The 21321-nt window shown below is 35.1% G+C and carries 22 protein-coding genes; 19 read left to right on the top strand and 3 right to left on the bottom strand.

The annotated features are described in order from the left end of the window. Position 1 precedes the first annotated feature (1 nt). Positions 2-1447: a TrkH family potassium uptake protein gene (locus HZF24_RS16380; RefSeq protein ID WP_179239446.1), complete on the bottom strand. Its 1446-nt coding sequence runs from the start codon at positions 1445-1447 to the stop codon at positions 2-4. A gap of 46 nt (positions 1448-1493) precedes the next feature. Next, a complete protein-coding gene (gene trkA, locus HZF24_RS16375) occupies positions 1494-2852 on the bottom strand; it encodes a Trk system potassium transporter TrkA (RefSeq protein WP_179239445.1) in 1359 nt (452 codons plus the stop codon). A gap of 308 nt (positions 2853-3160) precedes the next feature. Between trkA and HZF24_RS16370 the strand changes: the two genes are divergently transcribed. From HZF24_RS16370 to HZF24_RS16295, 16 genes are all read left to right on the top strand, one after another. Then, positions 3161-3466: a (2Fe-2S)-binding protein gene (locus HZF24_RS16370; protein WP_179239444.1), complete on the top strand. Its 306-nt coding sequence runs from the start codon at positions 3161-3163 to the stop codon at positions 3464-3466. Beyond that, positions 3463-4545 carry an NAD(P)/FAD-dependent oxidoreductase gene (locus HZF24_RS16365; RefSeq protein WP_179239443.1) on the top strand — a complete coding sequence of 361 codons (1083 nt, stop codon included), beginning with the start codon at positions 3463-3465 and terminating at the stop codon, positions 4543-4545. The genes HZF24_RS16370 and HZF24_RS16365 overlap by 4 nt, the downstream gene beginning before the upstream one ends. Before the next feature lie 12 nt (positions 4546-4557). Further along, positions 4558-5049 carry a 4Fe-4S ferredoxin gene (locus HZF24_RS16360; protein ID WP_179239442.1) on the top strand — a complete coding sequence of 164 codons (492 nt, stop codon included), beginning with the start codon at positions 4558-4560 and terminating at the stop codon, positions 5047-5049. Further along, positions 5049-5330, top strand: coding sequence for a (2Fe-2S)-binding protein (locus HZF24_RS16355; protein ID WP_179239441.1), 282 nt, complete (start codon positions 5049-5051; stop codon positions 5328-5330). Before HZF24_RS16360 ends, HZF24_RS16355 begins: the two co-directional genes overlap by 1 nt. Next, positions 5320-6468: an NAD(P)/FAD-dependent oxidoreductase gene (locus HZF24_RS16350; RefSeq protein ID WP_179239440.1), complete on the top strand. Its 1149-nt coding sequence runs from the start codon at positions 5320-5322 to the stop codon at positions 6466-6468. The genes HZF24_RS16355 and HZF24_RS16350 overlap by 11 nt, the downstream gene beginning before the upstream one ends. 135 nt (positions 6469-6603) lie before the next feature. After that, a complete protein-coding gene (locus HZF24_RS19385) occupies positions 6604-7701 on the top strand; it encodes a M24 family metallopeptidase (RefSeq protein ID WP_179239439.1) in 1098 nt (365 codons plus the stop codon). 146 nt (positions 7702-7847) lie between these two features. Beyond that, a complete protein-coding gene (locus HZF24_RS16340) occupies positions 7848-8876 on the top strand; it encodes a dipeptidase (RefSeq protein WP_179239438.1) in 1029 nt (342 codons plus the stop codon). A gap of 23 nt (positions 8877-8899) precedes the next feature. Then, complete coding sequence (gene lepB, locus HZF24_RS16335; RefSeq protein WP_179239437.1) at positions 8900-9409, top strand: signal peptidase I; 510 nt, start codon at positions 8900-8902, stop codon at positions 9407-9409. A 25-nt stretch (positions 9410-9434) separates the two neighbouring features. Continuing rightward, positions 9435-10871, top strand: coding sequence for an aminoacyl-histidine dipeptidase (locus tag HZF24_RS16330; RefSeq protein ID WP_179239436.1), 1437 nt, complete (start codon positions 9435-9437; stop codon positions 10869-10871). A 374-nt stretch (positions 10872-11245) separates the two neighbouring features. Further along, complete coding sequence (locus HZF24_RS16325) at positions 11246-12160, top strand: ABC transporter permease (RefSeq protein ID WP_281372308.1); 915 nt, start codon at positions 11246-11248, stop codon at positions 12158-12160. 20 nt (positions 12161-12180) lie between these two features. Next, entirely contained in the window at positions 12181-13260 is a 1080-nt protein-coding gene (locus HZF24_RS16320) for an ABC transporter permease (RefSeq protein WP_179239434.1), read from the top strand. A gap of 13 nt (positions 13261-13273) precedes the next feature. Then, on the top strand, positions 13274-14293 hold the full coding sequence (locus HZF24_RS16315; RefSeq protein WP_179239433.1) for an ABC transporter ATP-binding protein: 1020 nt from the start codon (positions 13274-13276) through the stop codon (positions 14291-14293). Next, positions 14286-15257 (top strand): ABC transporter ATP-binding protein, encoded by a 972-nt coding sequence (locus HZF24_RS16310; RefSeq protein WP_179239432.1) that lies wholly within the window; start codon positions 14286-14288, stop codon positions 15255-15257. Before HZF24_RS16315 ends, HZF24_RS16310 begins: the two co-directional genes overlap by 8 nt. Before the next feature lie 169 nt (positions 15258-15426). Next, positions 15427-17253 (top strand): peptide ABC transporter substrate-binding protein, encoded by a 1827-nt coding sequence (locus tag HZF24_RS16305; RefSeq protein ID WP_179239431.1) that lies wholly within the window; start codon positions 15427-15429, stop codon positions 17251-17253. 228 nt (positions 17254-17481) lie between these two features. Beyond that, positions 17482-18306 (top strand): HAD family hydrolase, encoded by an 825-nt coding sequence (locus HZF24_RS16300; RefSeq protein ID WP_179239430.1) that lies wholly within the window; start codon positions 17482-17484, stop codon positions 18304-18306. A 74-nt stretch (positions 18307-18380) separates the two neighbouring features. Then, positions 18381-18572: a DUF378 domain-containing protein gene (locus HZF24_RS16295; RefSeq protein WP_179239429.1), complete on the top strand. Its 192-nt coding sequence runs from the start codon at positions 18381-18383 to the stop codon at positions 18570-18572. Between the two features lie 132 nt (positions 18573-18704). Here the strand turns inward: HZF24_RS16295 and HZF24_RS16290 are convergent, their stop codons facing one another. After that, positions 18705-18911 (bottom strand): asparagine synthase, encoded by a 207-nt coding sequence (locus HZF24_RS16290; RefSeq protein WP_179239428.1) that lies wholly within the window; start codon positions 18909-18911, stop codon positions 18705-18707. 194 nt (positions 18912-19105) lie between these two features. On the opposite strand from HZF24_RS16290, the gene HZF24_RS16285 reads away from it, so the two are divergent. The 3 genes from HZF24_RS16285 to HZF24_RS16275 all read left to right on the top strand — a co-directional run bounded on the left by HZF24_RS16285 (position 19106) and on the right by HZF24_RS16275 (position 21262). Beyond that, complete coding sequence (locus HZF24_RS16285) at positions 19106-20035, top strand: TIGR01212 family radical SAM protein (protein ID WP_179239427.1); 930 nt, start codon at positions 19106-19108, stop codon at positions 20033-20035. A gap of 106 nt (positions 20036-20141) precedes the next feature. Next, positions 20142-20570: a hypothetical protein gene (locus tag HZF24_RS16280; RefSeq protein WP_179239426.1), complete on the top strand. Its 429-nt coding sequence runs from the start codon at positions 20142-20144 to the stop codon at positions 20568-20570. Between the two features lie 137 nt (positions 20571-20707). Beyond that, the gene (locus HZF24_RS16275) at positions 20708-21262 is read left to right on the top strand and encodes a DUF6648 family protein (RefSeq protein ID WP_179239425.1); all 555 of its coding nucleotides are present in this window, start codon (positions 20708-20710) and stop codon (positions 21260-21262) included. Positions 21263-21321: the final 59 nt, after the last annotated feature.

Below are 21321 nucleotides of genomic sequence, written 5' to 3'. Positions count from 1 at the left end.
ATCAGTGTTTTTTCCAGTTTGCGGGCGATAATAAAATCAGAATAGGTATTAGTTCCAATCTTCCTAATATCATGCAGGCTGACAAAACGATTTTGCTGAAGTTTGAAAAATTTGCAAAATTACCCATAGGTCCTACCAATGAAAAACCGGGACCTATATTACTGACCATTGCCAATACTGATGAAAAAGTAGTCATGAAGTCAAAATTATCAAGTGACACTAAAATTATGGCAATTATAATAATCATTACATAGGATGTAAAGAAAATTAAAATACTTTTTAGCGTATCATCGTTTATGGATTTGTTATTTATTTTTATTGTTTGCACAGAGCTTGGATGAATGGTACGCTTAATTTCATAAAGTATTGATTTAAACAATATCAAAACTCTTATTGACTTCATTCCTCCTGCTGTTGAACCGGCACATGAACCGAAAAGCATCAGTGTCATTAAAATTGATTTAGAAAACATTGGCCAAAGATTAAAATCTGTGGTTGCGTATCCGGTCGTGGACACTAAGGATGAAACTGTAAATGCAGAATGCCGTATTGCTTCAGCATAATTAAATTGGAATTTCGGTAATACGTTTAGAAATATAAGCATAATTCCTAAAAAAGAATAAAAACAATAAAGACGAAATTCTTCATTTTTAAGTATGTTCTTCCAATCCCTTCTTAAAATTGAGAAAAAAAGCGTGAAATTTATACCGAACAAAAACATTCCTATGGTTATTATCCAATCTACATATGGATTGTTATAATAGCCTATACTTAAAGCTTTGTTGGAAAAGCCGCCCGTTCCCGCCGTACCGAATGCGTGTATAAATGAATCAAATACGGGCATTCCGGCTATAATCAAAAGAATTACTATAATTGCAGTCATAACGGCATAAATTATATATAGTATTTTTGAGGATTCTGAAAGCTTGGGAACTAATTTTCCGGGAGCAGGACCGGAGCTTTCAGCACGCATTAGGAATACAGTACGTCCTCCTATTGAGGGAATAAGCGCTAAAGTAAAAACTAATACACCCATACCGCCAATCCAATGAGTGAAGCTTCTCCAGAACAATAAAGCTCTCGGCATGCTTTCTATATTTTGCAATATACTTGCACCTGTCGTTGTAAATCCGGATATTGTTTCAAATAAAGCGTCAATATAGGATGGGATTGAACCACTAATATAAAAAGGCAGTGCGCCCATTATCGACATGACTAACCAGCAAATTGCAACGGTTGCATATCCTTCTCTTTTTCTCATATCATTAACATCACTTTTTATATTCTTTAAAATTAAACCGATTGCGCCTGAAACTATGATTGAAATGAGAAATCCGTTTATATCATAACTGTTATCATAAATTGCAATGATTAATGAAGGAAGCATTAAAATTGACTCCCAAAATAATACAGTGCCTGTTGTTTTAAGTAAAACATTAAAATTCATTAGTTTTCTCCGTTAAAAGTTGCTATTTCAAATGATTTTAAATCAGTCATATTTCTAATATTTCGTTGAGGTCCGTAATAAATCCTGTCTTGGTCACAACTATTACCTTATCTCCCTCTTTTATAAAATCATCACCGTAAGGTATTATAATTTTTTTGTTGCGCACCAGTGCCGCAATCAATACATCACTTTTCAAATTTAAATCTTTTAATTTAATATTAAGTAAATCAGGCGAATTTTTAGCCGTAAATTCGGCGACCTCTGCTTCGTCATCCAAAATTTTATAAAGCTTTTCAACAGCTATTCCCTGAGAATTGACCAATGCTCTTACATATCTTAAAATGTTGTTTGATGTTGAAAATTTTGGACTTATAATACTGTCCAAACCAAGCTTTTTAATTATCGGAATATAATTATGGCGATTAATTTTGAGAATTACCTTAGGGACACCACATTGGTGAGCGTATAGCGAAGAAATTAAATTCTCTTCATCCATATCAGTCAGTGTAACTATTGCATCGGCAGTTTGAATATTTTCATTATCCAAAACCTCCTGGTCAGTTCCGTCACCGCAAATAATCAATGTATCATTTAAAATTTCACTCAACAAAAGGCATCTTTCTTTACTTAATTCAATTATTTTCACATGCATACCTATGTCTTCCAACATCCAGGATAAATAAATAGCGATTCTGCTGCCCCCGATTATAATTACGTTTTTTGCTTTTTGAGAACTTCTTCCTAGAAATGAAAAAAAATGTGAAATATCTTTCTTTTCGCCTATTACGTAGACCAAATCATTTTCTTTAAACGAGAAGTTACCTTTAGGTATTGTAATTTCTTTGTCTCTTTTTACACCACAGAACAGAACCTTAGAAGGAAGCTGCTTAGTTAGATCCATTAATTTTATGTTTAGTATTGTATCTGATTCCAAAACCCTGAATTCTACCATTTCAAGCATATTGTTGGCGAATGTTTCCACATTGGCTGCTGAAGTAAATTGAAGCATCCTTGTGATTTCATTGGCTGATTCCATCTCAGGATTAATCACCATATCAAGTTCAAGCTCCTGCTTGAGCATTTTATATTCATTTGAATAATCAGTATTCCTGATACGTGCAACCGTATGCTTAGCTCCTAATTTTTTACCTATAACACAGCAAATCATATTTAATTCATCTCCGTTAGTCACTGCAATAAGCAAATCAGTTTCATCAACGCCTGCCTCTTTGAGTATTTCAACGCTTGCTCCGTTGCCCTTTATACACATTATATCCAGGGTTTCATCTGCATGATTTAATACATCCGTATCATCATCAATCAATACTATATCATGGTCTTCTGTTACAAGATGCTGGGCTAATGTATATCCTACCTTTCCACCGCCAACAATTATGATTTTCATATATCCTCCAATCCTTAAGATATAAAATAATCTTAGGAAGTATTTTTCTTTTAAAACATAGTGTATTATACCACATAGCATATAAAAATCAAGAAATTTTAATAATTATTGCAATTGTTACGTCAATAAACCGACATGTCAATAAATCGACACACCGTCGATAATTTGACAGTGTTTGATGCATGTCACCCGGAACGCAGTTTGGAATTTATTCAAATTATGAGATTTTTCATTTCGTTCAGAACGACATGTAAGTTTGGCATATTAATTGCTTAAATATTAGAAATCTTTAAAATGGGAGTGATATGATGAGAATTGAAGAACATCCTATATTGGAATTTAAGAAAGATAAGAAAATTAATTTTACATTTAACGGTGAAAAAATTGAAGGCTATGAAGGTGAAACCATAGCAGCAGCACTCCATGCTTCAGGAGTTAAGGTTCTTGGCAAGAGTTTGTTTTTACACAGGCCAAGAGGTTTCTACTGTGCAATAGGAAATTGTTCATCATGCCTTATGACTGTTAACGGTGTTGCAAACGTAAAAACATGTGTAACCGATCTTGAAGAAGGAATGATAGTTGAAACTCAGGAAGGCAAGGGAGTGATAGTATGAGACAGGCAGAATTATTAATTATAGGTGGAGGTCCTGCCGGTTTATGTGCGGCAATCAGTGCAGCTAAAAGTGGTGCAAAGGTTTTAATAATAGAAAGAAATAAATATTTAGGCGGTCAATTAGTAAAACAAACACATATGTTCTTCGGCTCAGAAAAACAATATGCATCTACCCGTGGAATCGATATTACCGAGATTTTATTGAATGAGCTTGATAAGTACAAGGAAAACGTTGAGATATTAGCGGATACAACAGTGGTGGGAATGTATGAAGACGGTATTATAACTGCCCTTTATAAAGAAGATGATTTCTTTAAAATTTCGGCTAAAGCTGTGGTTGTGGCAACGGGAGCTTTTGAAAAATCATTGGCTTTTCCTAATAACGACCTTCCGGGAATTTACGGGGCAGGTGCTGTTCAGACATTGATGAACGTTCATGGTGTTAAGCCGGGAAACAAAGTTCTGATGGTCGGAGCAGGAAATATAGGATTAATTGTAAGCTATCAATTAATGCAGGCAGGCGTTGAGGTAGTTGCAATATTGGATGCCGCTTCCAAGATAGGAGGTTACCTGGTACATGCCTCAAAAATAAGAAGAATGGGTGTGCCGATTTTGACATCATACACGGTAAAAGAAGCTATAGGCAAGGATTTTATTGAAAAAGCAGTAATATGTCAAGTTGATGATAAATTCCAGCCCATAGAAGGAACCGAAAAAGAATTTGATGTTGACGTTATGTGTATTTCGGTAGGATTGACTCCGCTTAATGAGCTTCTTGCCATGAGGGGATGTCAAATGAAATATGTTCCTCAGCTTAGCGGATTTGTCCCTTTAAGAAATGAAAATTACGAAACTACAATTGAAAATATATTTGCAGCAGGAGATACAACAGGTGTTGAGGAAGCAAGTGCGGCCATGGTAGAAGGATATCTGGCTGGCCTTTGTGCTGCAGCAAAAATAGGATATAAGACAGACGATTTTGATGAAAGAAAAAATGACTTCGTAAAACAATTAGATGCGCTTCGTTCAGGACCTGTGGGTAAACATATATTGTCAGGTATTGAACAAATAGTAGTATAGCAGGAGGATATGATGTTCGAGAAAACTGGAATACCAAGCAAAGAAATGGTAATGGGTAAATTCCCTTCTATAGAAAGAATTAACAAAGGACCGGTTGCAGTTATAGAATGCTATAAGGAAATACCCTGTAACCCATGTGAAACTGCATGTAAATTTGATGCAATAAATATAGGTGAAGATATAAATACCATACCGGCGGTTACCTCAGATAATTGTACCGGTTGTGCAATTTGCCTGACAAAATGTCCCGGACTTGCAATTATGATAGTTGATGGTTCTAAATCTGAAACTACTGTCTTAATAAAAATACCATATGAATTTTTACCGTTGCCGAAGGTTGGGGACACAGTTATGGGATTAGACAGAGAAGGACGGCACATAACTGATGTGAAGATTGTTGGCGTATTAAATCCTAAATCATTTGACAGAACTCCTATTGTTACTGTGGAAGCAGGCAGAAAATATTTATATGATTTAAGAAATATTAAAGTGGAGGCAAAGTGATGAATGAAAATACAATAATCTGCAGATGCTCCGATGTTACATTGAAACAAGTCAGGGATCTGATTAACGACGGTTATGTAACCTATGATGAAATAAAAAGAATAACCCGTATAGGAATGGGACCATGTCAGGGAAAAACGTGTGGACAGCTTGTGATGAGAGAAATTGCAAATATGACAGGTCAAAATATAAAGGACATAAAATTTCAAACTACAAGACCTCCGGTTGTAGGAGTAAAATTGGGTTTAATAGCAAAGGAGGGGAAAAAAGATGAAGAATAAAGCGGAAGTTGTTATTATAGGTGCCGGCATATCAGGCTGCTCAATAGCTTATAATCTGGCTAAAAAGGGTGTAAAGGATATTGTTGTTATAGATAAAAGCTATATTTGCAGCGGTTCAACAGGCAGGTGCGGAGCCGGAGTAAGGATGCAGTGGGGAACAGAAATGAACTGCAAAATTGCAAAGAAAAGTATAGAATTTTATGAGCATGCCAATGAAATTCTGGAATATGAAAGAGATGTAGAATTTAAACAAGAGGGATACTTGCTTGTTGCAGACACTGAAAAGGAATTAATTCAATTTAAAAAGAATATAGAGCTACAGAATAGTTTGGGCATTCCTTCTAAAATGTTAACGCTGCAGGAGGCCAGAGAAATTGTACCATATCTGAACACGGATGTGTTAAAGGGTGCTGCCTTTTGTAAAAAAGACGGATTTTTAAATCCTTTTAAAACTACGGATGCATTTTACAGAGCGGCCAAAAGATTAGGCGTAGAGTTTTATACATTTACCGAAGCAACCGACGTTAAAGTTGAAAACAATAAGGTAGTGGGAGTTGAAACAAATAAAGGTTATATTTCAACAAACATCGTAGTAAACGCAACAAACGGACATTCTAAAAGGCTGAGTGACATGGTTGGATTGGATATACCCGTTTATTCAGAGAGACATCAGATTCTTGTTACGGAGCCGGTTGAGCCTATGCAGGGTCCGATGGTTATGTCTTTCGGTCTTAATTTTTATATACAGCAATCACCTGAGGGCTCATTTATAATGGGCAGAGGTGACGAAAATGAACCAAGAGATTTGAGAGTTACTTCAAGTTGGCATTTTGCCGAAGAAATGGCTAAAACAATTGAAAAGGTTCTGCCTCCTATCATGCAATTAAGGATGGTAAGACAGTGGGCAGGACTATATAATATGACTCCTGATAAGCAACCGATTTATGGCAAAGCGGAAAATGTCGAAGGCTTTTATCTTGCTGTCGGCTACAGCGGTCATGGATTTATGTTTGGACCAATAACGGGAGTTGTTATGTCTGAAATGATTTTAGGAGAAAAACCCACTATAGATGTAAGTATGTTAAATTTAAACAGATTTAAAACCGGCAATTTGATTTTAGAACCATCTGTGGTATAATATAACAATGGATATGCAATAGATGGGTGATGGATAAGCGGTGGATGGGCAGTTGATTTGAATAAATCAATTGCTAATCAATCGCAAGTCTATTGCTAATCAATTTATAATCAATCGTACAAAGGGAGGTTTAAAGTGAGAAAAAAGTATTTTGACAGGTTAGTAAAGATTTTGCAAGACAGAAATATTGATGCAATACTTATAGCCCCATCAGAGGAAATGGAATTTATAATGGACCATAACACACATTTGTGTGAAAGATTCCAGGCATTAATAATTAAAAAGGACGGAACGTATTTTTATATTTGTAATCTGCTGACTTCAGATGAGGTACAGGCAGTGTTAGGACCGGATATAAAAGTTTACGGATGGTTTGACGGGGACGTATTTACTGATACGGTTAAGAAGGCTTTCGAAGAAAATGACCTCATAGGAAAAACAATTGCGGTTAACTCAACAGAAAGAGCATTTATTGTCCTTCAGATAATGGACGCCTTGGATGTTAAATTTGTTAACGGAAAACCGCTGCTTGAAGAAATGCGTATGATAAAGGATGAAAATGAGCTTAATGATTTAAGAATGGCAGCACGTATAACGGATGAATCCTATGAAGAACTGTTAAAATTCATAAAACCGGGTATAAAGGAAGCCGATATCGCAAGAAAGATGAAAGAAATTTTCAAAGCAAAGGGTGCTGATGAGGGATTTACCATGGTATGCTCGGGACCTAATTCATCCTATCCTCATTACAACTCAGATCAAAGGGTTATACAGGAAAAAGATATAATAATTTTAGACTGGGGATGCAAGTACAACGGCATGTGTTCGGATATGTCAAGAACAGTGTTCGTAGGAGATATTTCCGAGGAAGAAAGAAAGATTTATGAAATAGTGCTTAAATCTCAAGAAGCAGGAGAAAAAGCTGCCGTTAAAGGAGCGTACATACCTGATGTTGATAAAGCGGCAAGAGACGTTATTATAGATGCAGGGTATGAAAAGTACTTCTTCACTCGTCTCGGACACGGTATAGGATATTCAGTTCATGAAGCTCCCGACATAAAGAAAAGCAATGAAAGATATCTTGAAGCAGGAATGGTATTCAGTGTTGAACCGGGTATCTACATAGCAGGTAAATTTGGTATGAGAATAGAGAATATCGTGGCTGTAACCGAAAACGGTAACGAGGTTTTAAATAAGGCTTCTAAGGATATTCAAATAATTAAAAATAAATAAAAAACTTTTCTATGTCATCCCGAACGCAGTGAAGGATATTCTAAGGATTTGTGCAAAGCACAAATCCTTTATTTATTAATAAAGCTTGTAAATTTTTCATATATTATTTATAATTAGCTTATATATTAATGCAGAAGGAGAAATAGATGGACTTTAAAAATGCTGCTATAAACTTGCATAAGAACAATGTAGTTATAGACACTCATTTAGATTTAGCCGGAGAAATATATAACAGGTATTTAGCCGGAGAAAAAGAAGTGATTAAAAACAGATACCTTGAAAGTTTCAGAAAGGGTGGCTTTAACATCATCGTATCATCTTTATTTATGGATGATATATTTTTGCCTGAAATGGGATTAAGAGTTGCATTAGGACAAATCAATGCTTTGATGGAAGATATAGAAACATGTGACGGAGAGGTTGTTTTAATTAAATCAAAAGAACAACTGAACCATTGTATAAGAGAAAATAAAATAGGAATTATACTATCATTTGAAGGTTTAGATCCAATAGGTAATGATATAGGACTTTTAAGAATATTTTACGAATTAGGAGTGAGAGCTGCCGGATTAGTGTGGTCAAGAAGAAATTATGTTGCGGACGGCTGCAGCTTCAATCCTGTGGAGGAAGGTCAAAGAGGCGGTCTTTCAAGGTTTGGAGTTAAGGTTGTAAAAAGAATGGAAGAATTAAATATGCTTATAGATGTGAGCCATTTAAATGATGAAGGATTTTGGGATATAGTGAAATTTACCGATAAACCTTTTATTGCTTCTCATTCTAATGCAAGGACATTACATGGAAGAATGCGTAATCTTACGGATGAACAAATAAAAGCAATTGCAGAAAGAAATGGTGTAATAGGAATAAATGCATATAAAAATATTGCCGGTGTAGGTGAGGGAGAGGATCCTATTAAAAAACTGGCTGATCATATAGAGTACATGGTTAAATTGGTTGGAGCTTCTCACGTGGGATATGGATTTGACTTATGCAACAGCTATTATGAAAGTGAAATGAAATTCAAATTTGAACCTTTTAACAGTGACAGCTTAAGCTCTCATGCTGATGCAGTGCTGCTGACTGAAGAAATTTTAAAAAGAGGTATATCGGAAGATGATGCGAAATTAATTATAGGCGGAAATTTTTTGCGTGTTTTCAATGATGTACTGCAATAACTAAATGAAATGGATGTGAAGCAATGAAATATTTTGTCAAGGAATGGGTTGTACCCGTTGTTGTTGCTTTGGCTATCGTATTGTTATTGAATAAATATATTTTCATTTTAGTAACAGTACCTACCGGCTCTATGGAAACAGCAATAATGCCCGGGGATAGATTATATGTTAATGAATTATTCGATATAAATGATGCTAAAAGAGGAGATATATTGGTTTTCAAATCTGACGAATTAGAAGAAAAACGTCTTGTTAAAAGGTTGATTGGCTTTCCCGGAGAAACTGTGGAAGTAAAAAAAGACGGCAGTGTTTATATAAACGGAGAAAAGTTAGATGAGCCATATGTAACTAATGCTGAAGGCATATCAAAAATATTTAATATTCCTGAAAAACATTATTTATTTTTTGGTGATAACAGACCTCTTTCTTTTGATGCACGTTATTGGGAAAAACCATATATAGAAGAAAGTAAAATAATCGGAAATGTAATTTTTAGATTTTTCCCATTAAACAGAATAGGGAAAGTAGATTAAAATTCGTGTAATATGGAGGGTGAAAATGGAAAGAGTGTTAGGAGGCTTGAAGCCTGAAAAAGTGTTTTATTATTTTGAAGAAATTTCTAAGATACCAAGATGTTCCGGTTATGAAAAAGAGATTTCTGACTATTTGTATAACTTAAGTATATCTAAGGGATGGGAAGTTATACAGGATGATTATTTAAATATAATCATTAAAAAACCTGCAACGGAGGGCTATGAAAATGCGCCTGTCGTTATGCTGCAGGGTCATATGGACATGGTATGTGAAAAAAACGAAGGGGTTCAGCATGATTTTAGTAAAGACCCTATAAAACTAAGAATAAAAGAGGGATGTATTTATGCAACCGAAACTACCTTAGGTGCGGATAACGGCATTGCCGTTGCTTATGCATTGTCCATTTTGGATTCAGACGAATTGTCGCACCCGGCACTTGAAGTTTTAATAACTTCGGATGAAGAAAAGGGTATGACAGGTGCCGATAAGGTGGATGGAAGTATTTTTAAAGCCAAGTATCTCCTGAACTTAGACAGCGAAGAAGAAGGAGTATTTACATGCGGCTGTGCAGGCGGATGCGGAATTGAATTTAAAATCCCGGTAAAATATCAGGAAGTAAGAAAAAATTGCTGCAAGCTCAGTGTAAAAGGTTTATCGGGAGGACACTCAGGTACGGATATTCATAAAGAAAAAGGGAATGCAAATAAAATATTAGGCAGAATCCTTTATGATTTATATGATTATATAGATTTGATAAATATAACAGGCGGTTCAAAGGGTAATGCTATACCCAGAGAAGCCAATGCTTATATTGCGATGAACGATGGTGAAAAGGTTAAAGATAAAGTTAAGCTGTGGAATGAAATTTTGAAAAACGAATATATGACAACGGATTCTAATATTACTGTTATGCTTGAAAATATAAATGCAGAAGCAGAGGTATTAGAAAGAGATGTGTTTAAAAAAGTTGTTTCTGCTATAAATCTGATTCCCAACGGACCATTATCAAGAAGTACGGTTATTAACCTCATAATAAGCTCTAATAATCTTGGAGTTATTACTCAGGACGAAAAATATATAACGCTTCATAATCAAGCAAGAAGCTCGGTAAAATCCCTGATGACAGAGGATCTGACTTTTGTAATGGAACAAATAGGTGAAAGCCTGGGAATAGAATGCTTTATTTCCGGATATTATCCCGGCTGGGAATTTAAAGAAAAATCGGAAATAAGAAACATCTGCATAAAAAGCTATAAAGACATATATGGAAAGGAACCAAAAGTTGAGGCAATACACGCAGGACTGGAATGCGGATTGTTAATGGAGAAAATCCAGGGTTTAGATGCTATATCCTTAGGGCCTGATGCTTTTGATGCTCATTCACCAAACGAACATGTAGACATAAAATCGGTAGAAAATGTATATAATTTATTGATAAGCATCCTTGAAAAAATCAAATAAACTGGTTTTTATTTGTTCGTGTATTATTTACAAAATACGTTTTTTGAATGCAGAAAAATGTTTGCATTTTTGTGAAAAATGAGAAAATATGTATATAGATACAATTGTTTTCGGTGCAAATGTGTTCTAAAATATGGCAACTTTAACACTTGAATGCGTTTGCATTGTTCAGATAAACGCTTTCTATTACATTAATATTCATTGTAAGCATATTAATAAAAAATATTGAAATATGAATTTTGTTGTGTTATAATGGTTTACGCATTAATTGTAAGAAAATATTCAAAATGCGATGATGAATAATCATATACAGCAAAGGGAAATTTTCGTAGCAATTTTGTAATTAATTTGGAGGTATTATAATGAGTTCTAAATTGGCATTATATATTTGTAAAAGGCTAGTCCTTGCGGTTATTACCATATTCTTAATAATAACCATTACATTTTTTGCAATGCACAGTATTCCCGGAAACCCTTTCTTGAAAGAAAAAGCTCCGAGCGCTGCTGTTACGGCAGCATTAGAGGCAAAATACGGATTAGACAAGCCGTTAAGCCAGCAGTACACAACATATTTGAAAGATGTTTTAAAATTTGACTTTGGTCCGTCGATTAAGCAAAGAGGCAGAAATGTTTCCACAATAATTATGAATGGATTTAAAGTAAGTGCCAAGCTTGGAGGAACAGCGGCAGGTTCTGCGATTGTTCTCGGTCTGATATTTGGTTCAATCGCGGCGGTTTTTCATAATAAAGTAATTGATAAAGTAATAATGTTCATTTCTACGGCAATGGTTGCCATGCCCTCGTTTATTATAGCAACGCTGGTGCTTTTGATATTTTGTGTGAATTTAAAGCTTTTTCCGGCTAACGGTAATGAACCGGGGGGATTGGTACTGCCTATAATTTCTCTTGCCTTATATCCGATGTCGTATATCATCAGATTGACAAGGTCAAGTATGCTTGATGTTCTTGGTCAGGATTATATAAGGACTGCGAGAGCCAAAGGTGTGAAACCGCCCAAGGTTTTATTCAAACATGCTCTTCGTAATGCGGTAATACCTGTAGTTACGTATGCAGGTCCTATGATTGCGTATATAATAACAGGAAGTCTGGTAGTCGAAAAAATATTAGCCGTACCCGGACTTGGAAAGGAATTCATTTCAAGTATTGTTAACCGTGATTACACGATGATAATGGGAACAACGATATTTTTGGCGGCACTTATAGTTATTATGATGCTTATAACAGACATCCTTTACAAGGTGTTCGACCCAAGAATTGATTTGTCATAGGAATAGGAGGCAAATGACATATGAATAATCAAGATACTATGCCAAAAAAGAATTTGCTCAGCTTTCAACTGAATCTGAAAGATTTTGAAAAAGCGACCGACGATGAAAAGCTTCAGCAGGTGAGAATGAGCGAAAGCACCACATTCTTCAAGGATGGCATGAGGAGATTAAGAAAAAATAAAATTGCGATGGCTTCATTGTCCATCATTATATTAATTGCGTTGATAGTTACCTTTGTACCTATGGTGTACCCTTATACGTATGAACAGCAGCTGGGGGTAGCGCAGGGAAAAAGAATAGATAAAACTTATAATAATCTGGCTCCGTTTGAATATGGTGAAACAGAGCTTGAAAGGATTGCAAACGGTGAAAAAATATTTCCGCATATTTTCGGAACTGATGCATCCGGACGAGATTATGCAATCAGAGTAATATACGGCGGAAGAATTTCCTTGTTAGTTGGATTTTTTGCTGCTATAATAGTTTTAATTATAGGTATTGTTTACGGTTCCATAGCCGGTTATTTTGGCGGACGGGTGGACCTGTTTATGATGAGAATCGTAGATATTATTTACTCATTACCGGATATGCTTATGATAATTTTATTCTCTGTTGTACTGAAGCAGACATTAACTCCTGCTATTGAAGGTACGACATTGGCTAAAATGGGTACTGACATGATAAGTATATTCATAGTGTTTGCCATATTATACTGGGTTGGAATGGCAAGATTAGTTCGTGGACAGATATTGTCCATAAAGCAGCAGGAATATGTATTGGCAGCAAGATCACTGGGAGCAAAGCCAAGAAGAATTATACAAAAGCATCTGCTTCCTAATTGTATGAGTGTAATAATTATATCGACAGCTTTACAGATACCTTCTGCTATATTTACGGAAAGCTATTTAAGTTTCCTCGGTCTCGGTGTATCCATACCGATGCCAAGCTTGGGTTCATTAGCTTCGGATGCACTGGCGGGTATTTACACTTACCCATACAGACTGATAATACCGGCCATAAGCATATGGTTGATAGTTTTATCTTTTAACCTTTTAGGCGATGGCTTGAGAGACGCCTTTGACCCAAAATTGAAGAAGTAGAGGAGGAATAGAAATGAGTTTATTATCAGTAAAAGATTTGTACACTTCATTTTTCACCTCTTCGGGAGAGGTTAAAGCAGTTAATGGAGTGTCATTCGAGTTAGAAGAAGGAAAGGTACTTGGAATAGTTGGAGAATCAGGTTCGGGAAAGAGCGTTACGGCATACTCCATACTTCAGATACTGACTAATCCAGGAAGAATTGTAGGCGGAAGCATAAAGCTTAAGGGACAGGAATTAGTCGGCTCAAGCAAAGAGATTATGCAGGACGTAAGAGGCAATAAAATAAGTATTATTTTCCAGGATCCTATGACGAGCTTAAATCCTGTTTTCACTATAGGAGATCAGTTAATGGAAGCTATCATGCTTCATACGAAAAGAAATAAAGAACAGGCCAAGGCAAGAGCAATTGAAATGTTGAAGCTTGTAGGCGTAAACGAACCTGAAAAAAGAATCACTCAGTATCCCCATGAATTTTCCGGAGGTATGAGACAAAGAGTTATGATTGCTATGGCTTTGGCGTGCGAGCCGGATATTTTGATAGCAGACGAGCCTACCACAGCTCTTGACGTTACAATTCAGGCACAAATACTTGATTTAATGAAAGACTTGCAAAAACAGCTAGGAATGGCTATAATTCTTATTACACACGATTTAGGTGTAGTTGCGGATATGTGTGATGAAATAATAGTAATGTATGCCGGAGAAATTGCCGAAAGAGGTACTTCCGACGATATATTCTACAATCCTAAGCATGAGTATACCAAGGGATTGTTAAAATCGATTCCTAATGCACAAAGCAAGGAAAGACTTCATCCTATTGGAGGGAATCCGGTAGATTTATTAAATATGCCTGACGGATGCCCATTTACACCGAGATGCGACAATGCAATGAAAGTCTGTCTTCGCAAAAATCCCGGTGAAATTAAAATCAGCGACACACATTTTTCAAGCTGTTGGATGAATATCAAGGGTGGAATAGAAAACCAGACATTAACCATAAAGGAAGTAGAGGAGATGTATAATCATGAATAAAGAAAAAAATAATCTTCTTGAGGTCAAAAATTTAAAGCAATACTTTGATATTCCGACAGGTATGTTAACAAACAAGCCGCTTAAAGCAGTTGATGATATATCATTTAACATTAAAAAGGGCGAAACATTGGGGTTAGTTGGTGAATCCGGATGTGGTAAGACTACAGTAGGAAGAACTATACTGCAATTGTATAAGCCTACAGCAGGAGAAATAATATTCAACGGACAAAAAATCGGAAGTCCGAAATCAATAGATTATCTAAGAAGAAATGCGCAAATGGTGTTTCAGGATCCGTATTCGTCCCTTAATCCGAGGATGACTATCGGTGATATAGTAGGAGAACCGTTGGATGTAATGAAGCTTTTCAAAACAAAAGCCGAGAGACAGAATAGAATTAATGAATTAATGAGTATAGTAGGACTGAACAGTGAGCATGCAACCCGTTATGCACATGAGTTTTCAGGGGGACAAAGACAAAGAATCGGTATTGCGAGAGCATTAGCGGTTGAGCCTGAATTCATTGTCTGCGATGAGCCCGTTTCTGCACTTGACGTTTCCATTCAGGCACAGATAATCAATACGTTTGAAGATTTACAAAACAAATTAGATTTAACTTATTTATTCATAGCCCATGACCTGTTGGTTGTAAAGCACATTTCGGACAGAATAGCTGTAATGTACTTGGGAAGAATGATGGAATTGGCACCGGCTGACGAATTGTACGATCATCCTCTGCATCCGTACACTATTTCCTTGTTGTCTGCAGTTCCTATTCCTGATCCTGAATATGCAAGAAACCATAAGAGGATACTTCTTGAAGGAGATGTTCCGAGTCCGCTTAATATGCCTTCGGGATGTCCGTTTAGAACAAGATGTAACAGGGCTACTCCCGAATGCAAGGAAGTAAGACCTGAATTAAGAGAGGTTGCACCGGGACATCATGTGGCATGCATAAACGTATAGGATATATATTTGCCCGGCATCAGATGCCGGAGCAAATTTTACATATTACAAGTTACAAGCTTATATAAAACTAATCAACTTAAAAATTTAAAAAGAATCAAAGCTTTACTCAATGTGATATTAATTTTAAAAATTAATATAAAATTTAAAATTTGGAGGGATTTTAATAATGAAAAAAATCGTATCTATTCTGTTGGTGCTATTGATGGTATTTTCTTTAGCAGCATGTGGAAATAACACTACACCGCCACCGGCAGAACCAAATGAACCAGGTGAATCAAACGAACAACCGGGTGAACAACCGGCAGGAATAGCTGAAAGTATGACACTACACGTTGGTGCATATCCGGATACTATTGACCCTGCACTTAACAGTGCGGTTGACGGGGCTACTTACATAATCCATGCATTCTCGGGATTAGTAGGCTACAAACAATTAGCGGATGAAACATTAGAGCTTTATGCAGATTTAGCTAAGGAATTACCTGAAGCTGTGGAAACTGCAGATGGCATGGTTTCGTACACTTATGAATTGAAAGATGGCCTGAAATGGAGTGATGGCTCAGATTTAACAGCTCAAGATTTCGTATATGCTTGGAACAGAGCAGTTGATCCTAATACAGCTGCCGACTATGAATATATGTTTGATGTTATTGATGGTTATCTTGACGTTATCGGAGGAGTTGAAGGAGCTAAATTAAATGTAACTGCATCTGAAGACGGCAAATCATTAACAGTTGTATTACCTGTTGATGTACCATATTTCCACGAATTATGTGCATTCCCGGCTTTTATGCCTGTTAAGGAATCAATAGTTGAAGGCAATGAAGATTGGGCTACAGTAGCTTCAACTTACGTTGGAAACGGACCATACAAGGTTGTTGAATTCTCACAAAGTGAATTAGTAATGCAGAAGAATGAATTCTATCACGATGCAGACTCTATAAAAACTAACGAACTTAGATTTGCATTTAATGATGATGATGGTTCAACACTGGCTAACTTCCAGAACGGATCTTACTTATTTATAGATCAGGTTCCTAACGAAGAAATCCAATCATTGCAAGCAAGTCATCCTGATGAATTCTATATCACAGGTCAGTTGGGAACTTACTTTGTTATATTTAACGTAAATGATCCTGCATTTGCAGCATTTGATGAAGCAGACAAAGCAACAATAAGAAAAGCTCTTGGTCTTATGATTGACAGGAACTACATAGTTGAAGAAATAGGTCAGGCAGGTCAAGTACCGGCTGCAGGCTTCGTTGCAATGGGATTAACAGAGCCTGACGGAACTGAATATATAGCAAACAACGGACCTAACAGAGACGGTTCGGGATATTACAGTGTAGATATCGATGATTATGAAGCAAATACGGCAGAAGCTATAGAATTATTGAAACAAGCAGCTGAATCTTCAGGTAAATTTACAGTTGGTGATGATGGAAAGGTTTCTGCAGGATTCCCGACAATCATATACATAACTAATAACGGAACAGGCCATGAAGCGATAGCTGTTAATTTACAAGCTACATTTGCAGAGTATGGAATCAATATGACTATTGATACGCAAGAATGGGCTACATTCCTTAATACAAGAAAGAATGGAGAATATTCAGTTGCAAGACATGGCTGGTTAGGTGACTACAATGATCCTATATCATTCCTTGATATGTGGATTACAACAAGTGGTAACAATGATTCTCAATTTGGCAGAGGCGAACATGCAAACTATGCAGGTTACAGCTACAAGGGAGAATCAGGCAAAACTTGGGCAGAGTCATATGATAAATTAATCACCGAAGTAAAAACATCTAAAGATCAGGTACAACGTTTTGACTTAATGCATCAGGCAGAAGATATTCTTATGTCTACAGGCGCTGTTTGCCCGATTTATTACTACACAGATATATTCATGATGAGCACAAAGCTTGAAGGTGCATTCCCAAGTCCATTAGGATTTAAATACTTTATGTATGCTTATGTACCACAATAATTTATTGAAAAAATGAAAAATAAATAGGCGGACTAATCTCATACACCTTGATGTAATATTCAGGTATGGGGCTAAGTCCCCTTTTTTATAGCCCTAACCATATTTTTCAGAGTTTTTTTCTGAAAAATAGAGGTAGGTCTTATACACAGAGTGCCAAATTTATACGAAGGTCAGTGAGTAAATAAATTTGTTGCACTCCCCTGTGTATTTAAAATCTATGAGGTGTTTATGAAATATAAAATGGTTGTTTCGGACTTGGACGGAACACTTCTTGATGATGAAAAACAGATAAACGATAAAACAGTATACATACTGAACGAATTATATAAAAAAGGTATCGAAATAGTAATAGCTACCGGCAGGAACCATTATATGGCTAAAAAGTTAATTGAGCCGATCAGTAATTTAAATCCCGTAATATTATCAAACAACGGGTCTGTAGTGAGACATAACGATATAGCTTTGAGCTATAATTATCTCAATCCATTATTTTTCGAAAAAATATATAAAGAAGGTCTTAGAAGGGGCTTAAACCCCTTTATACATGTGGATGAATATGACAACGGTTATGATATAATATACGAAAAAGAAGATTTTGAAAATGAATATTCAGGGTATATTAAAAAAGACTATAACAGAGCCAGGCTGATAAAGTTTGATCCTTTAAAAACCAACAAGATTTTATCGGTTTGTTATTTCGATGAATATAATAAACTCAGTGATTTCGGCACAGAAATGACTAATCCCAAGCATTACAATACAATTTTCAATAGGAACATAGGAAACTTAGCGCTGCTGGAATTTTTACATCTCGAAGGCTGTAAGTGGTCTTCTTTAAAGAAGTATGCAGCGCAAAAAAATATAGAACCTGAGGATATTATAGCTTTAGGTGATGATAATAATGATATAGAAATGTTGAAAAATGCGGGAATGGGAATTGCCATGGTCAATGGAACCGAAGAAATTAAAAAGGCAGCAAGAAGAATTTCTAAATTCGACAACAATAATTCAGGAGTATATTACGAGTTAAAAGAATTGTTTGATTTGAAATAAATATAAAAGCTTTGTACATATTTCTTTTTGTCATAAATATAATGTATTAATATAATGTTTATTTGGGAGGAAATATGAAAATAATAACTGCAATAGCTTCAATACTTATTATTATCGGTGCGTTAAACTGGGGTCTTTATGGAATATCAAAAATTGATATAGTAGAAAGTTTATTTGGCGGATGGAAAAACAAAATCGGAAGAATAGTTTACTTATTAATTGGAATTGCAGGACTATATTCGTTACTTTATGTAATATTCGCTTAGGTTGATGAAAAAGCCCTCTTGCAACCTTATCGCTGCGTTGATCAATCCTTACGTATTTATGACTTCGTCATTCTGAGAGCACAGCTCGAAGAATCTCATCATTTCAACGTGTATGAGATTCTTCGCTTATGCTTATCTAAATACTCTTGTTGCTTTCTCCATCATGTTGCTTCTTTGTATATTTTCAGTTAACATTTCTGCTGAGCCCATGGCAATATGCGCCAAACCAAATCCTATTATCCCGTTTTTATATGAATCTGGAATATTTGAATTTCTTAATGCAAATCCTGTTACCGTTACAACTGTACCTACAACTGTTGGAATCATTCCGTTTCTCATTTATACCTCCGTGTAATTATTAATATATTTGTTAATATATTATCTGCAAAATATTTTAAATAATATGATTAATTTATTGGCAATAAAGATAAAATTTATAACATTGATTATTGAAAAAAATTTGTTTATAATTAGAATATGTAATTCCGAGTCTTAGCGAGGAATCTCAGGAATAAATATCTGGTAGGAATAATATGGCTGAATTATACAATGAATATTCAAATTATTTAAAAGAAAAATATGGCGAAAAGGTTTATAAACTTCCGATCAATATACCATGCACCTGTCCAAACAGAGATGGTTCAATAGGTTATGGAGGCTGTACTTTTTGTGCCGACATCGGAACAGGTTTTGAGAGTTTAGACAATTCATTAGATGTTAAAGAACAAATAAAAATAAACATGGATTATATCAAAAAAAAGTACAAAGCAAAGAAATTCATAGCTTATTTTCAAAATTATACAAATACATATCTTGAGTTAGAGGTATTTAAAAGCTATATTAAAGAGTCTATAGTTGATGATATCGTTGAAATATCAATTTCTACTCGTCCGGACTGCATTTCCGAGGATTATCTTATATTTCTTGATTCCGTGAAAAAAGAACATAATGTCAATATATCAATAGAGCTTGGACTCCAAACAGTAAATTACCATACTTTGATATCAATAAACAGAGGACATACACTCTCTGAATTTATTGATGCAGTGTTAAGAATAAAAAAATACAATTTCGAAATTTGTGCCCATGTTATTTTAAATTTACCGGGCGATGACATAGTCGATACAATTGAAACAGCTAAAGTACTGACAGTATTAAAGATTGATCAGGTAAAAATCCATTCACTTTATATAATGGAAAATACCGTTATGGGAATATTATATAAAAATAAGGAAATAACTGTAATAACAAAGGATGAATACGTGGAACGGGTTATTACTTTTCTTGAATATTTACAAGATGATATAACGGTTCAAAGATTAGTTGGCAGAGCCCCTGAGGAAAATTCTTTATTTGTTAACTGGGGCATCAGCTGGTGGAAAATTAAGGACGATATATTGGATAAAATGAAGGAAAGAGGACGTTATCAAGGTTCTAAAGTTAAAACACAAGCGGACATGTAAATAAACTTGTAAAAAATAAAAATAAGTAGTGTAAACATTTTCTGTTTGTGGTACAATATAAATGTAATTAACTTTTATAAAATATAAGCGTAGGAGTGTGATTATTATGGTTCAATTAATTTGTGGACACAATGGTACCGGCAAAACGAGAAAAATGATTGACATGGCAAACAAGGCAATCGATAGTATACAGGGAAAGATGGTTTTCTTAGAAGCGAACAACAGACATATATTTGATTTGGATTATAAAATCAGATATATTAACACAAAGGAATTTGGACTGACAAACGCTGAGCAATTTCATGGGTTTGTATGTGGTTTAATTGCAACTGATTATGATGTAGAATATGTGTACATAGACGGACTGTATAAGATAGCACAGGCAGGTTTAGAACGTTTAGATGAAGTAGTTGACAGACTAGAATATTTATCAGAAAAATTCAATGTTAATTTTATAATGAGTGTAAATCATGACTATGAAGATATTCCGGAAGGGTTGAGAAATAAAATAATATTAGAGGCAGTAATGTCATAATAATAAATGTCAAATTGAGGACGGTTTTTCGTTGTTTAAACGAAAAATACGTCCCCTTTATTTAATGTTGCTAAATTTCGTACTTTCTGATAAAATTAATATGCAATATAGTATGGCAATTTAGAAAGAGTGATTTTATGAATTATTTCAAGCCAAACAAAACTATTTTCGATGATTTTTTTGAACATAGAGATTCATTGATAATTCAACATATGAATGGCGATATAAACAAGAAGGAATATTTGGAGCTAAATTATAGGTATATGATAGAAAGAAGCATTAAGCCGTTTCAGCGTATAGACAGCTTTGAAAAGGGAATGTACAACTATCAATACTATAATATGATGGCAAAATACCATAAAATGATTGCTCAGGAAATTAGGGACAAGGGCAAGCATATAAGCTACTATCAAAAGTATTTGGGGGAAGCTGATTACTATTACAATGAAAAGGATAAAACCACGTTTCGACTATTGAGATTTTTACATTTTGAAAATGTTGACGCATATTTTATTAAAATGGAATCATCTGCCCTTGAAGGAAAGCTGTATGAAATAGTGCTTGGAGATTATGAGTATGCAATCCTGCATTCAAAAAGTATATGGCTTTTAGATGTTTTAAAGAAAGAAAATGTATTTTCAGACAAAAAGAAAAAATCCGTAATAGATTATTATGTAAATTCAAGGTATTAAGACAAACCCAGAGGGGACGGTTCTTGCCGGACCAACATTTGTTGGTCCGGCAAGAACCG

The organism is Sedimentibacter hydroxybenzoicus DSM 7310, assembly GCF_013403245.1.
Classification (GTDB): Bacteria; Bacillota; Clostridia; order Tissierellales; family Sedimentibacteraceae; genus Sedimentibacter; species Sedimentibacter hydroxybenzoicus.
Note: the sequence above shows the minus strand (reverse complement) of the source record. Positions and strands in the feature narration are given on the sequence as shown.